This window comes from Amycolatopsis sp. NPDC047767 (assembly GCF_040704195.1).
Taxonomy (GTDB): Bacteria; Actinomycetota; Actinomycetes; order Mycobacteriales; family Pseudonocardiaceae; genus Amycolatopsis.
Genome location: NZ_JBEYSJ010000041.1, coordinates 60379 through 80748, shown reverse-complemented (window position 1 = coordinate 80748; position 20370 = coordinate 60379). Strand labels below are relative to the sequence as shown.

Genomic DNA, 20370 nt, shown 5'->3' with positions numbered 1-20370 from the left:
GCCGCGAACACACCGGGCACGTTCGTGTAGGACGTGCGCCCCTGCGTCACCACGTAACCCTCCTCGTCCAGGTCGACCTGGCCGCGCACCAGAGCGCTGCGCGGGTCGTGCCCGATCGCGACGAAGAAACCGGTGACATCCAGCGTCTTCTCGGCGCCGGTCTTGGTGTCGGTGACCTTCAGGCCCTTGACGGTGCCCTCGCCCTCCACCCCGGTGATCTGCGAGTTCAGCTGCCACTTGATCTTGTCGTTCGCCCGGGCCCGCTCCAGCATGATCTTGGACGCGCGGAACTCGTCACGCCGGTGCACGATCGTGACCGACTTGGCGAACTTCGTCAGGAAGGTCGCCTCCTCCATCGCCGAGTCACCACCACCGGCCACGGCAATGTCGTGGTCACGGAAGAAGAAACCGTCACACGTCGCACAGGCCGACACACCACGGCCGAGCAGGTCCTGCTCACCGGGCACGTTCAGGTAGCGCGCCGCAGCGCCCATCGCCAGGATGACCGCGCGCGCGGCATACCGAACGCCGTTCGCGACCACGTACTTCACGTCGCCCGCCAGCTCCAGCGACTCGACGTCCTCCGCCCGCAGCTCAGCGCCGAAACGCTCGGCCTGCTTGCGCATCTCTTCCATCAGGTCCGGGCCCTGGATGCCGTCGCGGAAGCCGGGGAAGTTCTCGACCTCCGTGGTCGTCATCAGCGCACCACCGAACTGCGTGCCCTCGAACACCAACGGTTCGAGCTGCGCGCGAGCCGCGTACACCGCGGCCGTGTAACCGGCGGGACCCGACCCGACGATGATCAGGTTCCTGATTTCCTCGGCAGCCACCCGTGAACCTCCGCTCGTAGTGACCTGTGCACTGGTGTCAACACGATGGTAGGTGGCGGTGTTCCCGACGGTGACGGCCGCTACTCGCCCGTCCCGACCAGCGGTTATTTCTTGCCGACGACCTTGTCGAACAGCTTGTCGGCGTGACCCGGGCCGCAGTCGGCTCCGAAGGCCACCAGGCGGAACTGCGCGAGCTGACCCGTCGTGTAGATGACCAGCACGCCGGGCTTGCCGTCGACGGTCACCGGCCGGATGCCTTCCGGACGCACGTTCGGGTCCAGCCCGGCCGCGCTGACGCACGCGTCGAGGCGCTGCTCGTCTTGGAGCGGACCGAAATCGCGGACGCCCATGGCCCCGCCCAGCAGCGCTTCCGCCCCGCTGCCGTCGCCGCCCACCGACGGTCCTGCCGGAGCCGGCGCCGCCACCCCCGTGGTACCGCTGTCGGTCGACGGGCCGGGCACCGTCACGGCGATCGCGACGATCGCCGCGGCGGCCGCGGTCAGAATCCCCGCGCCCCAGCCGAGCCGCTTGTTCCGCCGCCGCCGTGCTGCCGCGAGGTCCACCACGGGCGCCACGCCGGGCTGCGGCGATGCCGGAACCGGTGCCGACCCGGCTGCCGGAAAGGGGGCGGCCTGCCGGGACGCGGCCTCCGCGGCCAGCGCCTGGTCGATCCGCGCGGCGAACTCGGCCGGCATCGGCGGCGCCGGCTCGTCCGCCAGTGCGGCCAGGTCGGCCGTGGTCGCTTCAAGGGCTTCGATGATCGCACGCGCTTCCGGGTCCGCCTGGACGCGCGGCCACAGCTGCGCCGCCTCGTGTTCGTCCAGCACGCCGGCGTGGAGGTCGGCCAGCACGTCGACAGACCAAGGCGGACCGACGGTCCCGCCGACCCCCCGACTCTCGTCCGTCATCGTGCCTCCCCGTTCCCCGGCGAGCGGTCGGCTCGCCCGGCACTCCGGGACCCGTCCGAAGTGGCGCTCCTGCGTTTGCTTTCGTGAGTTGGGACGTTCGCATTCGCATCCGGGTTCCGCAGGTGCCCCAGAACCTTCGCGAGTTTGCCCCTTCCCCGCGCGCAGCGGCTCTTGACCGTGCCCTCCGCGATGCCGAGCATCTTCGCCGTCTCGGCCACGGAGTAACCCTCGACGTCGACGAGCAGGATCGGCGCGCGCTGCTCCTCCGGCAGCTGCTCCAGCGCCTCGCGTACGAGCAGGCTCGTCTCCTTCTCGGACATCGAGTCGCGCGGCGAGGCCGGCTCGTTGAAGCCGGCCTCGGGCAGTGGAACGGTGGGACGTGCCTGTTTGCGACGGATGCGGTCGAGGCACGCGTTGACGACGATGCGGTGCAGCCACGTGGTCACCTGCGACTCGGCGCGGAAGTTGCCCGCCGCGCGGAAGGCCGAGATAAACGCCTCCTGCAACGCGTCCGCGGCTTCCTCCGGATCACGCAGCGTCCGCAGGGCCACGGCCCACAAACGATCGCGGTGCCGCCGGACGAGTTCGCTGAACGCATGCGGGTCCCCGGCGGCGTGCGCCGCTATGAGGTCCGCGTCCGTGGGAGCTGCAGCCGTCACCCGGCAGAGCCTACTGAGTGGGAGATGTCGATCACCCCGCAGGCAGGAAGCTCACGTCTCCGATCTCGCTGATGAAGCCGCCCTCGCTGTCGTCGCCCAGCTGGGTGATCCACACGACGAAGTACTGGCTCTCCGTCGGTGTCGGGAGGTTGATCGTCGTGTCGGTGCCGTTGAGGTCACCGGTGCCGACCACCTTGGTGTCGTCCAGCTTCGGGTTCTTGCTGTCGGCCGAGCGGATCTCGATCTTCGTGCCGGGGCTGTCGGCCGCGATCTTGACCTGCGCGAGCTTCACCGGGTCGTCGAACTGCACCACGAACCCGACGCCGGGCTTCAGCGCGGGCAGCTGCTGCTGGTACTGGTCGGTGCGCCAGACCGTGCCCGGGTCGCCGTCGATCGTGTTCTTCACCCGGCCGGAGTTGTCGCCCGAGCCCTTGGGGTTGTAGATCGTGGCCGCCTTCGGCTCCACGGGCTGGCCGAGCTTCGGCGCGGCCGGCGACGACGGCGGGGGCGCCGCCGAGTTCGCGGGCGGCGGCGCGGTCGCCGTGGGGGTGGCCGCGACGTTGATCGTCGGGCCGCTCGCCTTGGAGTCGCCCTGGAAGAGGTTGATCAGCATCAACCCGCCCCACGCCAGGATCAGCACGGTGGCGACCACCAGCACGGTCACGCCGAACGCCAGCTTCCGCCGCCGCGCGACGTCCTTGACCGGCTTCTTCGTGGTCCAGATCGTGCCGTCGGCCTCGCTCGTCGCGTTGTCGCCGACGGCCTTGATCAGCTGCGTGCGTTCCTCGGCTTCGGCGGCCTGGTCGAGCACGCGCAGGATGGCCGAGCTCGTGCGGATACCGCCGTTGCCGCCGTCCTCGATCGTGCGCACGGCCAGCGACGACAGCTCGGCCGGCACGGCCGGGACCAGCGTCCGCGGCGGCACGACGTGGCCCTGCGGGGTCAGCGGCGCCGCGGGGATCGCGGGCGGCCCGCCCGGCAGCGCCCAGCGTCCGGTGAGCAGGAGGTAAAGGACAGCGCCGAGGGCCTTCACGTCGTCGCGCAGCGTCGCGTCCGGCAAGGGGCCGGGGAACGCCAGCTTCAACGCGCCGTTGGGGGTCAGGCGCAGCCGCTGGGGGTGGTCCAGACCGAGGACGAGGCCGTTCTGGTGCGCGTGCTCCACCGCTTCGGCGAGCGCCTGCACCATGCGCGCGGCCGCGGCCGGGGCGACGGGCCGCTGCGCGACCAGGTCCACCAGGTCGCTGCCCTTGGTCCACTCCGCGACGACGACGCCGAGAAGTCCCTCGTTCGAGGTCACGCCACTGCCGAGGCTGAGCACGTCGAGCACCCGTGCGACCCCGCCGTGGCCGAACTTCGACGCGTGCGCCGCGCGCTCCAGCGTTCGCCGGGCCAGCCTCGCGGCCTCCGGATCCGCCGGATCACCGACCAGCAGCGTCAGCGCGACATCGCGCTTGAGCTGCCCATCGCGTGCCCGCCACAGGTGCGCGGCGGCTCGTTCGTCCACCCCGAACTGCGCGAGCAGGCGGTACCGGCCGTCGCCGACGACCCGCCCCGGGGCCAGCGAACCGCCCTGGGCACGGATGCCCGCACGGTTGGCCTCCCCTGCCTGTTCGCTCCGTCTCGTGTCCACCGCTTCTCTCCCGCGTCGCGCTCCCGCACCGAGGGTACCCGGATCAGGTCTGGAGGAAGCGTCGTCAGTCGTGAATCAATCGTTACCCGCGCTTGATCAATCGGGTGATCCTGGACGTGGCCGGCCTCAGCTCCTCCACCTTCAGGGCCATGAGCACGCCGAACGAGACGCCGATGCCCACGATCCCCTGCAGGAAGAGCTTGATCCACGCCTGCAAAGTCGGCCCGAGAGAGTCGGGCACGATCAGTCCCGCGACGTACGCGGCGGCCACGCCGAGCACGCACGCCACGACGGTGAAGAGGATCACCCCGATGATGCGCTTGCTGCGCAGGTTGCCGAGCGTGACCCACAGCCAGACCTGGCCGAGCACCGCGCCGACCACGTAGGTGAGCGCGTTGACCATCATCACGCCCAGCACCACGTTCTCGGGCGACAGGACGACGGGGCACAGGTACAGCAGCGGCACCTTGACCAGCGTCATCACGATCATGATCAAGGTCGGCGTGCGCGCGTCCTTCATCGCGTAGAACACGCGCATCTGGAGCATGACCAGCGCGTACGGCAGCAGCGCGAACGACGAGACCGCCAGCGCCTCGCCGAGCCGGGTGGCACCGTCCAGCGAGCCCTTGCCGAAGGTGAACAGCGCGACGCCGATGGACGAGCCGACGATCGTCATCACCGCCGAGATCGGCAGCAGCGTGACCGTGGAGATGCGCGATGCGTACGACAGGTCGCTGATCAGCTTCTTGCTGTCGCCGTCGGCGGCCGCGCGGCTCATGCGCGGCATGATCGCGGTGAGCAGCGAGACGCCGATGACGCCGTAGGGAAGCTGGAACAGCAACCACGCGTTCGTGTAGGCCGTGACACCGCCGGGCGCTCCGTTGGTGAGCACGCGGGTGGTGATCGTGTAGCCGACCTGGCTCACGCCGACGTACCCGATGACCCACAGCGCGAGCCCGCCGAACTCCTTCATCCGCTTGTCGATGCCCCAGCGCCACTTCGGCCGGAAGCCCGAGCGCAGCAGCGGCGGGACGAGGATGATCGCCTGCGCGACGATGCCGCCGGTCACGCCGAGGCCCAGGGTGAGCACCTTCGGGTCGGTGATCGACGGGTGGTCCGTGTCGATCGAGCCGGGCATCACCCACACGACCAGGATCGTGAAGATGACCACCAGGTTGTTGATCACCGGCGCCCACGCGGTCGGACCGAAGATCTGCTTCGCGTTGAGCATCGCCGACAGCAGCGCGAACACGCCGTAGAAGAAGATTTCGGGCAGCAGCAGATAGGCGAACGCCGTGGTCAGGCCGGAGCTGGCCTGACCTGAGGAATCGACGTACAGCGACGTGAAGGCCGGCGCGGCGATCACCGCGATGAGCGTGCCCACCAGCAGCAGGGTCAGCCCCACGGTCAGCAGCCGCTGCGCGTAGGCCGCGCCGTGGTCCGGATCGTCTTGCGAGCGCACCAGAAGCGGCACCACGACACTCGTGAGCACACCGCCGATGAGCAGCTCGAAGATGATGTTCGGCATCGTGTTGGCGACGTTGAACGAGTCGTTGGCGATGCCCGTGCCGATCGCCGCCGCCAGCAGCAGCTTCCACAGGAAGCCGGTGATGCGGGAGATCAGCGACGCGATCGCCATCCGGCCGCTGGCCTTCGCGATCGACGGCGCTTTCGCCGGGGTGGCCGGCTGCTCGCCGGTCGAGCCCGGCTCGGTGGGCCGGACCAGTGGCGCGTCGCCGATCCGCGGCATGACCTGGGTGGCCAGCGCGTCGTACGGGCGCATCGAGTCGGGGTCGGCCACGGGCCAGCGCGAAGCCGCCATGGGGACGCCGGCGGTGCGCGGGATGAAGCGGGTGGCCTCGGGGTCGCGCAGCGCCTCTTCCTGCCACGGCCGGATCGGCGCGCCCGGACGTGGACCGCGGCCGCGGTGCGGCGCGGGGGCCGGGGGCAGCGGCTGAGGTCCGGAGACGGGACCAGCAGCCGGCGCGGGCGGCAACGGTTGAGGCCCGGAAGGCGGACCCGAGGGCTGCGGCAGTGGTCCGGACGGCACCGGTCCGGCAGGCATCGGCCCCGACGGAGGTGGTCCGGACGGCTGCGGAAGCGGCTGCCGCCCCGACGGCGGGGGCGGTAGGGGTTGCCGTCGCGTGGGGGGCGGCGGAGTCGCCTGGGCGCGGGACGCCTGACGCGGCTGCCCTTGCTGCGGCGGGGGTACGCGGCGCTTCGGCCGGTCCGCGCGCTCCTCGGGCGCCGGGCGGCGCTCTTCGGCGGGCACCGGCAGGTGGCGCGTCCGGCCGTTCGCCGGCGGCTGTTGCCGGCGTTCGGAGGGCGCCTGGCCCTGGGGCGGCGGCTGGCGCCGGCCCTCGCGCGCGGCGCGGCGTGGCTGCTCGGTGCGTTCGCCGCGACGAGGAGGCGCGCCGTCGCGCCGAGGACGACTCGCACGCTCGGGTGGTAAGCCCGGCTCTCTGTCCAACGCGCGCCCAATCCTCGGTGCCAGGGTCCCTGCCATTGTGGCAGCGGTCGACCCAGGGTAATCGGGAACGGCCTCCGATACCCGGTCCCCCGAGGACTCAGCGCGATTCGGTCCTGGCGGCCCGGCCTTCCTTGACCCGCCGGTAGATCCGCCGCGACGCCAGGAGGAGCAGGGCGCAACCAGCGACGACGGTGATGATGATCGTGATCGGGCCGTACTCCGTCGAGGTCAGCTCGAAGCGCGCCGTGCTGCCGAGCTGCGTGCCCTGCGGGGTGGTCAAGGACACATCGACGCTGAGGCGGCCGGCGCGCAGAGCCTCGATCTGCAGCAGCTCGTTCTGGCCGCCCTTGGCCGGGATGAACCAGTTCTGCACCTGCTCGGGGCGGATGCCGACCTCGTTCTTCAACGCGATCTGCGCGGTGATGCCCACCGGGAGGCCGTTGCTCACGAACACGGGCAGTGGTGACGAACCGGACGCGAGCGCGATCGTCTGCTTCGGTTGCTCAACGGTCACCTGGTCGCGGATCGCGGCGAGCTCGGCGTCGGCGTTCGCGCCGGCCGTGCTGCCCGACGGCGTGCGGTAGGCCGTGGCCGCGCCGCGGACGAGGGCGTTGCGCACCGGCGCGATGATGTCCTCGGGCGGCACGCGGTGCGTGGTGTCCATCCGCATGGCCGAGAGCAGGCCGGCGGCCTGGCCATCGAGGTCCGTGAGCGCGTCGGCGACGTCGCTGCTGCCCGACGGCGGCTGGTCGTGGGTGCCGGCCGCGAACGAAGCCGTGCCCGAAGCGTTCTGGTCGAGCAGGTCCGCCAGCGGCGCCCCGCCGGCGACGCCGCCCGGGCCGAGGAGCTGGCCCACCTGCTGGAGGAACGCGGTGAGTTCGCCCACCGGCACGTCCCAGCGCCGCGGCGGCGCGACCAGCAGCCGCGTACCCGGCTCGATGCCGGTGCGGCCGAGGCCGGCTTCGAACGCGAGGGCGGCGAGGCCGTTCTGGCTCGCGATCGCGGGCTGCGTCGCGGCGCCGACGGTGGTCGGGGTCTGCGGGTTGGGCACGGAGCTCGTCATGGCGCTCGCGATGACGCTGTTGATCGGCTGGGCGCGCAGGCCACCGGGCAGCGAGACGGGCTCGGTGACGGGTGCGTCGGCCTGCAGTTTCGAGCTGTCGGTGAGCACGGTGTGCACGCCGGCCGCCGACATCGCGGTGAGCGCCTGGTCGTCGGGCGTGCCGTCGGGCCAGAGCACGCCCTGGCGCGGCTGCGTGTGCAGGAGGTCGCGGATCGTCGCCTCGCCGCTGAGCGCCGTGCTCAGCAGGCCGGTGTCGGGCGCGCCGGTGGCGGAGCGGACCTTGCCCAGCGTGGTGAGGTCGGCGTCGGCGAAGGGCAGGGCGATCACGCAGTGGCCGTTGACGAGCGCGCGCAGCTGCACCAGCCAGTCCTGCGCCAGCTGCGAGCCCTTGCCCGGCGCGCCGGCGACGACGTAGCCGCTGGTCATCGCGTTGACAGTGCGAAGCAGGTCGGGGTCGACGGCGAAGCACATCGAGTCGCCGACGTTCGGGTCGGCCTGGGCCGCGCGGGCGGCCGCGACGAGGGAGTGGAGCCGGCCGTTGGGGCTCAGCTCGGCCGCGAGGGTGTCGTCGGTGAGCGTGAGCTGGCCGCCGTAGGGCGACGACAGCACGTGCGGCGAGCTGTCGGTGATGGGCCACAGCACGCTGACGTCGGCGTGCTTGCCCGGCGGCGGCGTCGACTTTCCGGGCGCGGACAGCACCGGCATGAGCAGGCTCACGGCCGCGAGCCGCGCGGGGCCGCCGAACTCCGGCGTGCCGTTGACGTTGACCAGCATCGGGTACACGCCGGGCCGGCCGAACTGTCCGCCGCGCAGGCTGTCGAGCGGCACGCTGACGTCGAGTTTCGCGGTCTGCCCCGGCTCCAGCGACTCGGTGAGCGTGGTGAAGTCGGTGAGCGGGCTGTCCTGGATCGGGTCGCCGGCCAGCACGCCCTTCAGCTCGCGGTCGCCGCTCAGGCGCTCGCCGACCTGCAGCCGCACCTGCGGGCGGGAGATGCGGCGGTCGCCGATGTTGGTCACGGTGCCGGACACGGTCAGCGTCTTCGCGGACGTGGTGATCACGCGCGGGTTGAGCTGGTCGAGGTCGAGCCGCAGGCGCGGGGGCTCGGGGCTGGCAGCGTCCTGGGCCTGCGCGGGCGCGCCGAGGAGGGCGGCCGCTGCGAAGACCAGCAGTGACAGGAAGAAGGCGGCGGGCCGCTTCACTCGGGTGCTCCCTCTCAGGCGCGCTCGTCGTGCGCGAAAAGTTCTTTGGCCTTGCGGACCAGCTTGCGCTCGTCCGCGTAGGCCAGCGTCGTCTCCAGCTCGGCCAGCGGCACCCACGCGACCTCGGTGACCTCGACGTCCTCGTCGGAGAGCTCACCACCCGTCGACTCGAGCAGGAAGTGGTGCACGGTCTTGTGCACGCGGCGTCGTTCGGCCACGAACCAGTAGTCGATGGTGCCCAGCGGGCGCAGGACCTGCGCGGAGATGCCCGTCTCCTCCTTCACCTCGCGCACCGCGGTCTGCTCCACCGTCTCACCGTCCTCGATGTGGCCCTTCGGCAACGACCAGAGCAGTCTGCCGTGCCGGTCGAGGCGGCCGATCAGCACCGCGTGTTCCCGCCCGGCGTCGACGACCAGTCCGCCGGCCGACGTCTCGTCGACCGTGGTCAGGCGCCTGCCTCGCTGCCGCCTGCGCCGTCGGCGCGGCTTCGGCGCTCCGGCGCGGCCGGCAGATCCAGGCATGCTGCGATGCTAGAGCAAACGGTTGCCCAGGTACGCTGGCTCTCCGTGTCCGTGTCCGACGGCGTCCGTAGTAGTGGACGCCACTTCCCGTTGTCAGCTAATGGTGGGATGAAGTGAACAACCTGGTCGCCCAGCAGAACGCGGTGACGGAACTGATGCGAGTGTCCCCTCTGGCCGACGAGCTGGCGGAGCGGTTCGCGCGAGCCGGCCACAGTCTCTACCTCGTCGGTGGCAGCGTCCGCGACGCGCTGCTCGGCCGGCTGTCCAGCGACCTCGATTTCACCACCGACGCGAGGCCGGATCGCGTGCTGCAGATCGTGAGCGACTGGGGCGACGCCGTGTGGGACGTCGGCATCGCGTTCGGCACGGTCGGGGTCACCAAGAAGGGCACCACGCTCGAGATCACCACGTTCCGCGCCGACAGCTACGACCGCGTCGGGCGCAACCCCGAGGTCACCTTCGGCGACACCATCGAGGGCGACCTGCTGCGCCGCGACTTCACGGTCAACGCGATGGCGATCGACCTGGTCACGAAGACGTTCATCGATCCCCACGACGGCATGGACGCGCTGCGGCTGAAGGTGCTCGACACCCCGGCGACGCCGCAGGAGTCGTTCGCCGACGACCCGCTGCGTATGCTGCGCGCCGCCCGCTTCTCCGCGCAGCTCGGTTTCACCGCCGCGCCGCGCGTGGTCGAGGCGATGACGTCGATGGCGAGCGAGATCGAACGGATCACGGCCGAACGCGTGCAGGCGGAGCTGTCGAAGCTCATGCTCGCCGACGACCCGCGGCCGGGCCTGGAGCTGCTCGTCGACACGGGGCTGGCCGATCACGTGCTGCCCGAGCTGCCGGGCATGCGCCTGGCGATCGACGAGCACCACCAGCACAAGGACGTCTACCAGCACTCGCTGACCGTGCTGGCGCAGGCGATCGCGCTGGAGACCACGCACGAGCCGGCGTCGGAGCCCGACCTGGTGCTGCGGCTGGCCGCGCTGCTGCACGACGTCGGCAAGCCGGAGACGCGCGAGTTCCTGCCCGGCGGCGGCGTGAGCTTCCACCACCACGAGGTCGTGGGCGCGCGGATGGCGCGCAAGCGTTTGCGGGCGCTCAAGTTCTCCAAAGAGATCGTGGAGCAGGTCTCGCAGCTCGTGTTCCTCCACCTGCGCTTTCACGGCTACGCCAACGGCGAGTGGACCGATTCGGCCGTGCGCCGCTACGTCACCGACGCCGGCGACCTGCTGACGCGGCTGCACAAGCTCGTGCGCGCCGACTCGACCACGCGCAACCGCAAGAAGGCGGCCGCGCTGCAGGCCACGTACGACGATCTCGAGCGGCGCATCGCGACGTTGAAGGAGCAGGAGGACCTCAATCGGGTCCGCCCCGACCTCGACGGCAACGAGATCATGCGGCTGCTCGGCCTCAAGCCGGGTCCGCAGGTCGGCAAGGCGTGGAAGTTCCTCAAGGAGCTGCGGCTGGACCGCGGTCCGCTGGACCACGACGAGGCCGTGGCCGAGCTCAAGAAGTGGGCCGAGTCGGAGGGCATCGCGCCCGCGGAGTGATCTCGCGCTGCGGGCACGGGTGATCACCCTGGGGTGCCCCGGGGTCGTGGTGGGGGCGTTCGAGCGAACACGAGTCGAATTCGTGATCGCGAATCCGCCAAGATCCCCCTTTGGCCTCTGGAACGCGGCCCGGCGAGCGGGAATACTCGCTGCCCCGGGCGCTGCCGGAGGGAGCGCGCCCCGAACCGGGGAGATCGATGACGGCGCAGGCAACTGAGGACCAGGACGGCCGGCCGCCCCGCACGTCGAGCTTCCTCGTCACCCTGTTGAAGCGCGGCACGCCCGCGCTCGCGACGGCGACGACCGGGCTCACCGACGAGATCGCCGACCCGACGCCGCTGCGGGCGTTCAAGCGGATCTCGCGCATGGCGGGCGCGGTCGACGCCAGGTACAACGACGGGCTGCTGCTGCGGGCCGCTCGTTACGTGGTGCTGGTGCCGCTGGCCTACCGGATCGTCGCGGTGCCGGGCGCGTTCGGGGCGTTCGTGTCGGCGCACGGTTCGACCGGTGTGGTGCCCGTGGCGCTGGTGGCGTTGTGCTCGATGGCGATGAGCGCGTTCGGGATCTTCTGGATGCTGCGCAAGTCGCCGTTCCGGCCCGACCTCGCGGCGCGGCTGCTGGTGGCCGACCTGATCATCACGGTGGGGTTCCAGCTGGTCATCGGCCTGGCCGAGCCGACATCGGTGTTCCACGACGCGCTCGGCGTGGCCGACAAGCACCTGCTCGGCGACATCGCGCTGCTGACGCTGGCGATCGGCATCCCGTCGGGGCTGGCGCTGGCGGCGCTGAGCCTGCCCGCGCGGCTGCTGTCCGATTTCCTCAACAGCGGCTCGGCGAACTTCGCGCAGGCCTGGTCGCTGTACCCGACGATGTTCGGGGTTCTGTTCACCGGCACCGGCGCCCTGATCCTGCTGGGCCTCGGTACGCGGCTCGCGCTGGCGTACGGCATCCGCAACGGCCGGCTCGCCGAACGCGCGCAGCAGCACCGGATGCTGCACGACACCGTGCTGCAGACGCTGGAGGCCATCTCGCTCGGCGGCACCGGCGAGTCGGCCGACCGGCTCGTGGAGGTGCAGCGGCTGGCCCGTGCACAGGCGATGGAGCTGCGGCAGACGATCGAGACCGCCGCCGCACAGCGCGAGGAAGAGGCTTCGCGTCCCCTGGGCGAGAAGCTCGCGGCGCTGGCGGCCGAAATGGCCCGCGACGGCCTGCGCGCGCAGCTCGTGATCGCGGAGCTCGACGAGGACACGCTGTCGGAGGTGCGTCAGATCGCGCTTCGCGACGCCGTGCGCGAGTCGTTGCGCAACACGATGAAGCACTCCGGCACGGACAAGGTCGTGGTGCGCGTGGAGGAACGCGACGGCGGAATCGCGGTGATCACGCGCGACCACGGGCAGGGCTTCAGTCCTGACACGCGGCCCGCGGGGTTCGGCATCAGCCAGTCGATCAACGCGCGCCTCGGCGAGGTCGGCGGCACGGCCCTGGTGGAGTCGACACCGGGCAGCGGCACGCGGGTCACGTTGTGGGTGCCGTTCTGATCTTTTCGACGTGCGGTGCGTCGTGAGGTTGCGCTTCTGAGGGTGATCACACGTCGACGCATCGCAGCAGGGGCGCTGCGCATCTTTACCGGTGAGAGATCAAGTTGGTCAATCGATCACCGAATGTGAAGGAGATGCCATGAAGACCACGCTCAAGACCCTCGCCTCGGTCGCCCTCGCCAGTGGGGTCGCTGCGGGCGCTCTGCTGCTCACCGGTGGCGCGGCCAGCGCGATGCCGTCGGACACGCCCTGCACCGCGAGCGACGTCCGGGCGTCCGTCACCCCGGACCCGACGGGCGCCGCGGGCCAGGAAGCTTTCGTCATCCACTACACGGCCGCAGGCCGGACCACCAACTGCCGCCTCGAAGGCACCCCCACCGCGGTGACCTTCACGAAGGGCAGCGGCCACAGCGAAAGCGACGGTAGCAACACCACCGTGACGCCCGACAGCACCGATCCCGGCCAGCCGGTCAACCTCCAGGCCGGCCACCCGGCGGAATCCCGCATCCTCCAGGCATCCGCGGCTCCCGCCACCTTCCAGCCGAGCGTGGTGAACCTGAGCCTGCCCACCGGCCCCAACGGCGACACCGTGACCGTTGCCTGGCCCGCCAACGCCCCGCTGAAGGGCACGACGGCGGAGGTCACGGCGGTCAGCGCCAGCTGAGGCCGCCGGTGAGGGGTGGGTGGTAGGCGCACGTTCCACGTGGAACTTCGCCTGCCTCCCCAGAGACAAACCCCCGCCCTCCTCCGGGGGGCTGCCCTGTTCCAGTTTACCGAGGTCAGGGGCCCGCAAACGGAGATCGGGGAATCTGTGGACAACTCAGGCTGGACGGGGCTGGCTGTGGACAACTCAGGATCGCCCGACGGTTCAAACCTGAGATAGTGCCCCAGCCTCCACGTGCTGCGCGATCGGTCGCGGCAGTAGGTAAGCCGTCCCGCCGCCCGGGTGCGGGCCCCACGGCGCGGTGATGCCGGTGAGCACTCGAAGCGTCCGCTGCACCCGGTACTCGTGCCGCTCGCGTTCGCGTTCCGGCGACAGCGACGTCTCGGCGAAGCGCGTGCCGGAGGCGTGGACGAGGTTGCCGGCGTCGTTGCCGAAGCGCAGGACCGTCGTGCCGGCCGGAAGGACGACGACGCGTTTGCCGCGGAAGAAGCTCAGCGGTGGTTCGCCGCGCAGCGGCAGGATCGGCCAGTCGACGGGCTGGTCGGACTCGTCGGCCGCACGCGGCGGCAGCATGAGCAGCGTGCCGAGGAGGAAACGGGCGGCGTCGGCCAAGTTGGCGAAAGCCACGGGCGCGACGGCCGGCGGACGGGAGACCTCCCAGCCGTTCTCGGCGCGGCGCAGCGTCCACACGTCGGCGACCGGCACCTCGTTGGCGCCGATCCGGTACGCGCTCGCGGGCACGCCGTGTTCGGCCAGACGCTGGTGCAGCAGGGTCAGCGTCTCGGCGGCGTGCAGGTCGAGGCCGAGGTCGTCGCCGCGGACGGCACGGGCGAGACGGCCGTCGTCGGGGAGCTCGGTTTCCGAACGCGTCGGGCGAGGGGCGCCGAGGATTTCGGCCTCGGCCGTCGCGCGGACGAGCTCGCGCACCAGCGGCGGCCGGAACCCCGCGACCCGGATGTGGTCGACCAGCTCGGGCTCGGGCGGCACGCCGTACTTGCGCAGGTAGTGCGGCACGGCCGCGGGCCACACCCAGGTGCCGTCGGTGTGGAAGGCGTGCGGCACGTCGGGCGGCGCGCCCGGGGCGAAGATGTCGTGCTGCGGCTGCGGTCGGTGCAGCACCAGCGGCGCGCGGAACAGGTAGTCGAGCACGCCGCGCAGCTGGTCCGGCGGCACCGGCGGCCGGTTGACGACCGGGCGCTCGTTCTCGTTGTGCGCGTCGACCACACGGGCGTGGCGGAAGGTGACGTCGAGGGTCTGGCGGGCCTTCGCGGCCAGCCAGTCGGGCAGGTCCTTGGGCGGGCGCGGGTACTGCGCGAGCTCCACGGCGTACGACTCGGGCGCGGGCCGGCCGCCGTCGTTCGGGGGGACGCGCCAGGCGGGCTCGTGCTCGGAGTCGAAGTCGAAGTCGAACTGCGCCTCGGTGTCGAGCGTGAACGTGCCCTGGAACCACGTGCCGGCGTCGGGCGCGTACATCGCCGCGCGCAGTCGGGCGAACAGTGCGCTCAGCTTCGGCGGCGCGGGCAGCGACACGGACACGGGACCGTTCTCGTCGCCGACCGCGCGGACCTCCAGCTCCGCGTAGTCCCCGACCTGCCGGAACTGCGCGGCGACGCGCGTCCAGCCGCCCGGCACGGCGCGCAGGGTGCGGCCGATCGCGCGCAGCAGGGTGCCGTGGTCGGCGTCGAGCTCCGGGCGCGGTTCCCCCTGGTCACGGCGCAGCTGCCACAGGCCGGTGACGCGCTTGGCCTCGGCCGTCGTCGAGAAGTCGGTGAGGCCGAGCTGCGCGGCGCGCGCCGGGTCGTGCTGCGTCCAGCGCAGCGTCAGCTCCTTGCCGTCCCCGGGCGCGACTTCGAACAGCTCGTCGTCGTACTCGCAGTATGTGCGCAACGTGAACGTCGCCGGCACCTCGGTGGCCAGCACCACGCGCGCCGGGCGGCCCTCGTGCTCGCGGTCGAACCCGTCGGGCGCCTCTTCGTCCGGCAGCACGGACAGCAGCAGCGTGCCGTCGGTGGTCGAGCGTTCGGCCGCGAACGTGCGGTCGTCCAGCGTCGCGTACAGGCCGTCCGGACGGTCTCCCGCCTCTACCCGGTAGCGCACGTCAGGTTCCTCCCCAATTCCCCCGGTGACCGGGAAAGAACTTAGTCGACCGGGTAACGCGTGAACCAACCCTCGTCACTCGGTGAGTCGGGGCCGAACTCGGCGAGCGCGTCGTCCGCCAGCCTGGTGATCACGTCGCGCAGTTCGAGCCGCTCCAGCCAGCCGGCGCGCAGCGCCGCTTCGCCGTACATCGCCCCGACGAGGTTGCCGCAGACCGAACCCGTGGAATCGCTGTCGCCGCTGTGGTTCACGGCCGCGAGCAGCGCGGAGTCCGGATCTTCGGTGGTCAGGGCGACATACACGGACATCGACAGCGCCGTCTCGCCGACGTTGCCCGCACCCAGCTCGGCCAGCCGCTCCGGAGTCGGCGGGCCGGACATCGCGAGGGCCTGTGCCAACGCGGCTTCCTGCTCCTCGTGACCCGGGTGGCGGACCAGCTCGGCTCTGGACACGGCGACGGCGTCGAGCAGCGGCGAACCCGCAAGCAACTGCTGCACGATCACCGCGAAGGCGCCGGCCGACAAATACCCGCTCGGGTGACCGTGGGTCAGTGCCGCGAACTCGGCCGCGAGGCGGAACACCTCGGCCGGGTCCGCGGACCACAGCGCGACGGGCGCCACGCGCATCACGCCGCCGCAGCCCTTCGAGTTGTTCACCGGCCGCGAGACGCTGCCGCGCACGCCCGAGCGTCCGTACGCCTCCAGCTCGCCGAAGCACGTCAGGCCCGGTGCGCGGCGGCTGAACAGCGCGGCGTGCGTGATGAGCTCGCCGTCGGGCGCCGCCAGCGCCGAGTGCGGGCCGCGCGCCCGCTCCCACGGCACGCCCTGCGTGTGCAGCCAGCGCTGGTAGGCCAGCTGCACGGACTGCACGACGTCGGAGCTACCCGTCCGCCGTTGCTGTGCGTGGGCGCGGATGAGCGCTTCGAGGGTGAAGAGCGTCATCTGCGTGTCGTCGGTGAAGCGCCCTTCGCCGCCGTACGCGGGGATGAAGTCGGTGATGCCGGCGGGCCCGGTGAGCTCGCGGATCCGCTCGATCGAATCGAACTCCGTCTTCGCGCCGAGCGCGTCGCCGATGGCGCCCGCGAGCAGGCAGCCCCTCAGCCGCTGTGCCTCCATGACCCCATCTTTTCGAAGCCCCGCGGCGTCAGTGCCGCGGGTAGCGCTGCACCCACTCTTCGCCCAGGAAACTCAGCGCGGAGCGGCGATCGAAGTGCCACAACGCGTCCGTGACGACCTGTTCGATGAGGTGCCGCAGCTCGAGCTGCTCGACCCACTTCTGCGGCAGCCCGGGCACGCCGACGCGGGCGCCGAGCAGCGCACCGGTGATCGCCCCGGTCAACGCGCTGCGCCCGGAGTGGTTCACCGCGCGCAGCAGGGCCTGCTCGGGGTAGTTCTCGAACCCGGACAACGCGGCGAACGCGCGGCCGAGCACCGAAAGCGTGCCCTGGCCGTCGCCGATCAGCTCGGGCATCCGCAGGTCCGGCAGCCCGTGCTCGCCGAAGAACGGCACCGACTCGGCGACCATCGCCTTCACCGGTGCCCACTCGGGACCGCTGACGAACGTGGTGTTGTGCTCGGTCAGGATCTCGCGCGAGAGGTTCCACACGGGGTAGCTGAACGCGTCCTTCGTCAGCACCGGCTCGAAGAGCCAGGCCAGGTACGTCGCCACCGACAGGTCGTCCTCGTGCGAGTGCGTCACGCCGACGAGGTCGCGCACGGCCTGCCGCACGCCGCCGCTGAAGCCCGTTCCGGGGCCGGCCGCGATGAGCGTGGCGGGCAGTGCGGCGATCAGCGACGTCGGCCCGGTCAGCGGCACTGCCTGCGGAGATCCGGTGACCAGCGCGTGGTAGGCGTTGAGCTCGGCGTCGTCCGCGGTGCGGCGGACGTGGAGGTCGGGCACCTTCACGAGCCAGCCGTCGGCGTCGTCGTACGGCGCGCCCTGCGTGTGCAGCCAGCGCATCAACGCGCCGCGCACCACGGACGGGAACTGCTGCTCGACGTCACGCGACTCCGGCTGCTCGCGGTGCGGGCTGCGGATCACGGCCTCGGTGTAGAACAGCAGCCGCTGCGTCAGCGAGCCGATGCGGCCCGCCTGGTCGAACGCGACCGGCAGGTCGGCCACACCCTCGGACCCGAACTGCGTGACGATCTCGTCGAGCCGCATCCGGTCCACGGCCATGCCGAGCGCTTCGCCGAGTGCGAAACCCACGTACGCGCCCGCCACGCGCTGCCAGCCGTAGCGGAAGTTCTCGAGGTCGCGGTCGGGGTACTTGCCGAACGTGTCCAGGCGCGGGATCACGCGGCCGAGGTTGTCCCAGCCCGGCACGAGACCGTTGGCGCGCCAGTCGTTCGGCTTGCTGCGCACCGGCTCCGCCATCGCGAGGCGATTGAGCCACGACTGGCCCAGCACCGTGCGCTGGCACTCCTCGGCGGTGAGCTCGAAGCCGTGGCGGCGCGCGTTTTCCGCGGCCACCAGCGGAACGGCCACCGGCTCGGACAGGCCCATGCGCGCGGCGGTGTCGCGGGTGAGCCGTTCGAGGTCCTCTTCGGCCTCGGGGCCGCGTCCGTGCCGGTCGATGCGGGGCTCGTGGCGCGGGAAACGTTTGGCGATGGCGGTGAGGTCCTCGCCGGAGACGTCCTCGAACGTCGCCGGGCCGCCGTTGATCACGAGGTTCGGCGGGTGCTCGAACTCGGCCAGCGTGGCGAGGTCCACGCGCCACCAGGAGTGCTCGCGCGGCGGGAAGTGGCGCGTCGCGCTGAACACGCGCAGCTCGTTGCGCTCTTCGGAGAAGTAGAAGCGGTCCGTGGCGCCGGTCTTCGGGTCGAGCGGCACGAAGACGTCGCAGCGCAGCAGGCCGATCAGCAGCTGCTCGCGCGTGAGCCAGCCGACGCTGGCGAACGCGAGCAGCGTCTCCAGCGTGTTCTCCGGCTTCGGGTAACCACGGCGGATCGGGCCGGCCTTGTACTCGGGGTTCTCGCGCTCGTCGCCGGTCTGGTGACCCTCGTTGTCGACCTTCACCCAGCCGGCCACCGCCTGCAGCGGCACGCCGAGCTCGCCGAACCCGGCCTTGACGTACTCGGGGTCCACGACTTCGCGCCAGCTCTCCTGGCCGGGGAACGCCACGGGGATGCTCAGTCCTCCTGGGTTCGGGGGTGCCTGGCGCAGCTCTCCGTCGGGCTCGCGCACGACCACCGACGGCGGGGGGAACAGTTCCTTGTCCGGGCGCCCGTCGTCAAGGAAAGCGGTGGTGTTGTACGGGATCGACCAGCCTTCGGGGATGCGCAGCACGCGGTCGTGGTCGACCCGCAGCCCACCGGGACCGGCGATCTGGGGACCGTGCACAGCGCGTAGCCAGTTCACGACCTTCTCCATCGCTTCCGCCGCTTCCACCTACTCGATCCTCTCCAGGCTTCCGTCGGACTCGTGCTCCGCGATCGGCTTGGGCAACACGTACGCCACTGCTCCGCCCGGCAGGTTCGCCCAGGGCACCGTGACTCCGGTGACCACGTAGAGTGACCGTCGTAGGCGGTAGGTGTGCGCCACTCGTTCCCGTTCGAGTGGCAGTGACGTCGTGGCGAACCGTACCTCGCCGTGGTGGACCAGGTTGCCCGGTTCCTCCCCGAAGCGCAGGACGACCGTACCTTCGGGCAGCCGGGTGAGTCTCTTGTTGCGCAGCAGGGTGAGGGGCGGGTCACCCGCGGACGGTTGGATGGGCCAGTCGTCCACTTCCTTCGCCGTCTCGAGCGGGGTCTCGCGACCGCCCGTCCGCCGGGCCGGGTGTAGCAGGAGTGCGCCGAGCAGCTGCTGGGCCGCGTCGCCGAGGTGCTCGAAGGTCTGGCTTTCGCCGGCCGACGAGGTGACGGTCCAGCCGTCGTCGCCCCTGGTCAGGCACCACTTCCCGGCCTCGGCAGCGCCGATCCGGTAGGCCTGCGGCCACACGCCGAACGACCCGAGCCGCTGCACGAGGACCACCAGCAGCTGGTCGTCGGTCAGGTCCGGATCGGGGCTGGTCTCCAGCTCGGCGGCGACGTCGCCGGCGGTGCGCTGTCCGTCCTCGGCTCCAGGCCGCGGCCGCGGGCGGCCGAGCAGGTCGGCCTCCGCCGTGCGGCGCACGAGGTGCTCGACGTACGGCGGCTGGAACCCCAGCTCACGGATGTGCGCGACGAGCTCCGGCTCCGGCGCGATGCCGTGGCGGCGCAGCTGGTGGGGCACGGTCTCGGGCCACAGCCACGTGCCGTCGGTGCGGTGCGCGTCGCCGACCAGCGCTTCGCGTTCCAGGTACTGCAGCACGAGCGGCAGCTCGTCGTCGGCCAGCGGCTCGCGCTCCTCCCCCACCTCGGCGGGGCGGGCGCGGCGGAACTCGACGCCGAGCGCCTGGCCGATGCGCAGCCGCCACCAGTCGGGGATGTGCTCGTCCTCGCGGGGGAACGTCTCGAGCTCGTCGCGGTAGGCGCCGGCGTCGGGCGGGGTCGTCCACTGGGGTTCGCCGTCGACGAAGAAGTCGAAGTCGAACGTGCCGTCGGGCGCGAGCACGAACCGTGCCTGCAGCCAGGTGCCACGGCCCTGTCGGTACATGCCGGCGCGTAGCTCGTGGAACATCCCGACCAGCTCGGGGCCGGCCTCGGTGTTGCGCGGCTGGACCTCGGTGTGGTCGCCGACCTGCGCGAAGCCGATGCCGGCGGGGGCGCCCTCGTCGGGCTGGTGGGCACGGATCAGGCGCCCGATCTCGACGAGCCGGCCGTGTTGGTCGGCGTCGGAAAGTGGTGGTTCCACAGGTCTCAGCACATCCGGGGTGCGCGGCGTTAGTAGCCGCGGCGCCGGTGCTGCGGCACGGCGCTTCGCGGGGGCAGCGGTCCTTGCGGCTTCACAGCGCCCTGCGTGGCCGGGCTCTGCGTGTTGGGGCTCTGCGGCGCCGGTGCCGTACGCGGGCGCACGCGGCGCGGCGTCGGGCGAGGGGACGGCATCTGGTGCGACGCGGCGTCGGTGAGCGGGGCCTCGGCGAGCTGCTGCACCAGGGCCTGGACGGTGAACGCGAGCTGGGCGGGCGTGGTGCGCTGGAAGGTGTCCGGAGCGAACTCCAGACGGCCCAGCGTGCCGCCGCTGCCGACGGTGGCCCGGACCAGCCCGTCGGGAGACGTCAGCACTGCAGGAGCGGCTTCCAGGGCGCGGTCGTCCCCTGCGGTACTCACGGTGGCCCCCCGTGTCGGTTGCACTCGCCGGGGTTCACCCGG

General features: G+C 71.6%; 15 protein-coding genes. 3 read left to right on the top strand and 12 right to left on the bottom strand.

Annotated features, from left to right (window positions below; genetic code table 11):
• From trxB to AB0878_RS42910, 7 genes are all read right to left on the bottom strand, one after another.
• Positions 1–830, bottom strand: an 830-nt coding sequence (gene trxB, locus AB0878_RS42940) for a thioredoxin-disulfide reductase (RefSeq protein WP_366587811.1), incomplete at its 3' end; no start/stop codon positions are given.
• Between the two features lie 104 nt (positions 831–934).
• The gene (locus tag AB0878_RS42935; RefSeq protein WP_366587809.1) at positions 935–1738 is read right to left on the bottom strand and encodes a hypothetical protein; all 804 of its coding nucleotides are present in this window, start codon (positions 1736–1738) and stop codon (positions 935–937) included.
• Complete coding sequence (sigM, locus tag AB0878_RS42930; RefSeq protein ID WP_220245388.1) at positions 1735–2397, bottom strand: RNA polymerase sigma factor SigM; 663 nt, start codon at positions 2395–2397, stop codon at positions 1735–1737. The genes AB0878_RS42935 and sigM overlap by 4 nt, the downstream gene beginning before the upstream one ends.
• Before the next feature lie 31 nt (positions 2398–2428).
• Positions 2429–4027 carry a protein kinase family protein gene (locus tag AB0878_RS42925; protein ID WP_366587807.1) on the bottom strand — a complete coding sequence of 533 codons (1599 nt, stop codon included), beginning with the start codon at positions 4025–4027 and terminating at the stop codon, positions 2429–2431.
• A gap of 82 nt (positions 4028–4109) precedes the next feature.
• Complete coding sequence (murJ, locus tag AB0878_RS42920) at positions 4110–6092, bottom strand: murein biosynthesis integral membrane protein MurJ (protein ID WP_366587805.1); 1983 nt, start codon at positions 6090–6092, stop codon at positions 4110–4112.
• Between the two features lie 502 nt (positions 6093–6594).
• Complete coding sequence (locus tag AB0878_RS42915) at positions 6595–8760, bottom strand: DUF6049 family protein (protein ID WP_366587803.1); 2166 nt, start codon at positions 8758–8760, stop codon at positions 6595–6597.
• Between the two features lie 14 nt (positions 8761–8774).
• Positions 8775–9281: an NUDIX hydrolase gene (locus AB0878_RS42910; protein ID WP_285971360.1), complete on the bottom strand. Its 507-nt coding sequence runs from the start codon at positions 9279–9281 to the stop codon at positions 8775–8777.
• A gap of 113 nt (positions 9282–9394) precedes the next feature.
• Here AB0878_RS42910 and AB0878_RS42905 point away from each other — a divergent pair, with 113 nt between their 5' ends.
• From AB0878_RS42905 to AB0878_RS42895, 3 genes are all read left to right on the top strand, one after another.
• Positions 9395–10840 carry a CCA tRNA nucleotidyltransferase gene (locus AB0878_RS42905; RefSeq protein WP_366587800.1) on the top strand — a complete coding sequence of 482 codons (1446 nt, stop codon included), beginning with the start codon at positions 9395–9397 and terminating at the stop codon, positions 10838–10840.
• Between the two features lie 197 nt (positions 10841–11037).
• The gene (locus AB0878_RS42900; RefSeq protein ID WP_366587798.1) at positions 11038–12378 is read left to right on the top strand and encodes an ATP-binding protein; all 1341 of its coding nucleotides are present in this window, start codon (positions 11038–11040) and stop codon (positions 12376–12378) included.
• A gap of 139 nt (positions 12379–12517) precedes the next feature.
• Entirely contained in the window at positions 12518–13042 is a 525-nt protein-coding gene (locus AB0878_RS42895) for a DUF4232 domain-containing protein (RefSeq protein ID WP_366587795.1), read from the top strand.
• Between the two features lie 204 nt (positions 13043–13246).
• Here AB0878_RS42895 and AB0878_RS42890 read toward each other — a convergent pair whose 3' ends face one another.
• Genes AB0878_RS42890 through AB0878_RS42870 form a run of 5 tightly spaced genes read right to left on the bottom strand, consistent with a single transcriptional unit; the run spans position 13247 to position 20328 of the window.
• The gene (locus tag AB0878_RS42890) at positions 13247–15139 is read right to left on the bottom strand and encodes a glycohydrolase toxin TNT-related protein (protein WP_366587792.1); all 1893 of its coding nucleotides are present in this window, start codon (positions 15137–15139) and stop codon (positions 13247–13249) included.
• Between the two features lie 41 nt (positions 15140–15180).
• A complete protein-coding gene (locus AB0878_RS42885; protein ID WP_366587789.1) occupies positions 15181–16254 on the bottom strand; it encodes an ADP-ribosylglycohydrolase family protein in 1074 nt (357 codons plus the stop codon).
• A 28-nt stretch (positions 16255–16282) separates the two neighbouring features.
• Complete coding sequence (locus AB0878_RS42880) at positions 16283–18529, bottom strand: ADP-ribosylglycohydrolase family protein (RefSeq protein ID WP_366587786.1); 2247 nt, start codon at positions 18527–18529, stop codon at positions 16283–16285.
• Positions 18530–19912, bottom strand: coding sequence for a TNT domain-containing protein (locus AB0878_RS42875; protein WP_366587784.1), 1383 nt, complete (start codon positions 19910–19912; stop codon positions 18530–18532). It lies immediately after the preceding gene.
• 29 nt (positions 19913–19941) lie between these two features.
• Entirely contained in the window at positions 19942–20328 is a 387-nt protein-coding gene (locus AB0878_RS42870) for a hypothetical protein (RefSeq protein WP_366587782.1), read from the bottom strand.
• Positions 20329–20370: the final 42 nt, after the last annotated feature.

What these genes read in the sequence shown, in the direction of transcription:
- AB0878_RS42935 (WP_366587809.1), bottom strand. Translation starts at nt 1,738, where the DNA reads ATGACGGACGAGAGTCGGGGGGTCGGCGGGACCGTCGGTCCGCCTTGG.
- murJ (WP_366587805.1), bottom strand. Translation starts at nt 6,092, where the DNA reads ATGCCTGCCGGACCGGTGCCGTCCGGACCACTGCCGCAGCCCTCGGGT.
- AB0878_RS42910 (WP_285971360.1), bottom strand. Translation starts at nt 9,281, where the DNA reads ATGCCTGGATCTGCCGGCCGCGCCGGAGCGCCGAAGCCGCGCCGACGG.
- AB0878_RS42900 (WP_366587798.1), top strand. Translation starts at nt 11,038, where the DNA reads ATGACGGCGCAGGCAACTGAGGACCAGGACGGCCGGCCGCCCCGCACG.
- AB0878_RS42895 (WP_366587795.1), top strand. Translation starts at nt 12,518, where the DNA reads ATGAAGACCACGCTCAAGACCCTCGCCTCGGTCGCCCTCGCCAGTGGG.
- AB0878_RS42885 (WP_366587789.1), bottom strand. Translation starts at nt 16,254, where the DNA reads ATGGAGGCACAGCGGCTGAGGGGCTGCCTGCTCGCGGGCGCCATCGGC.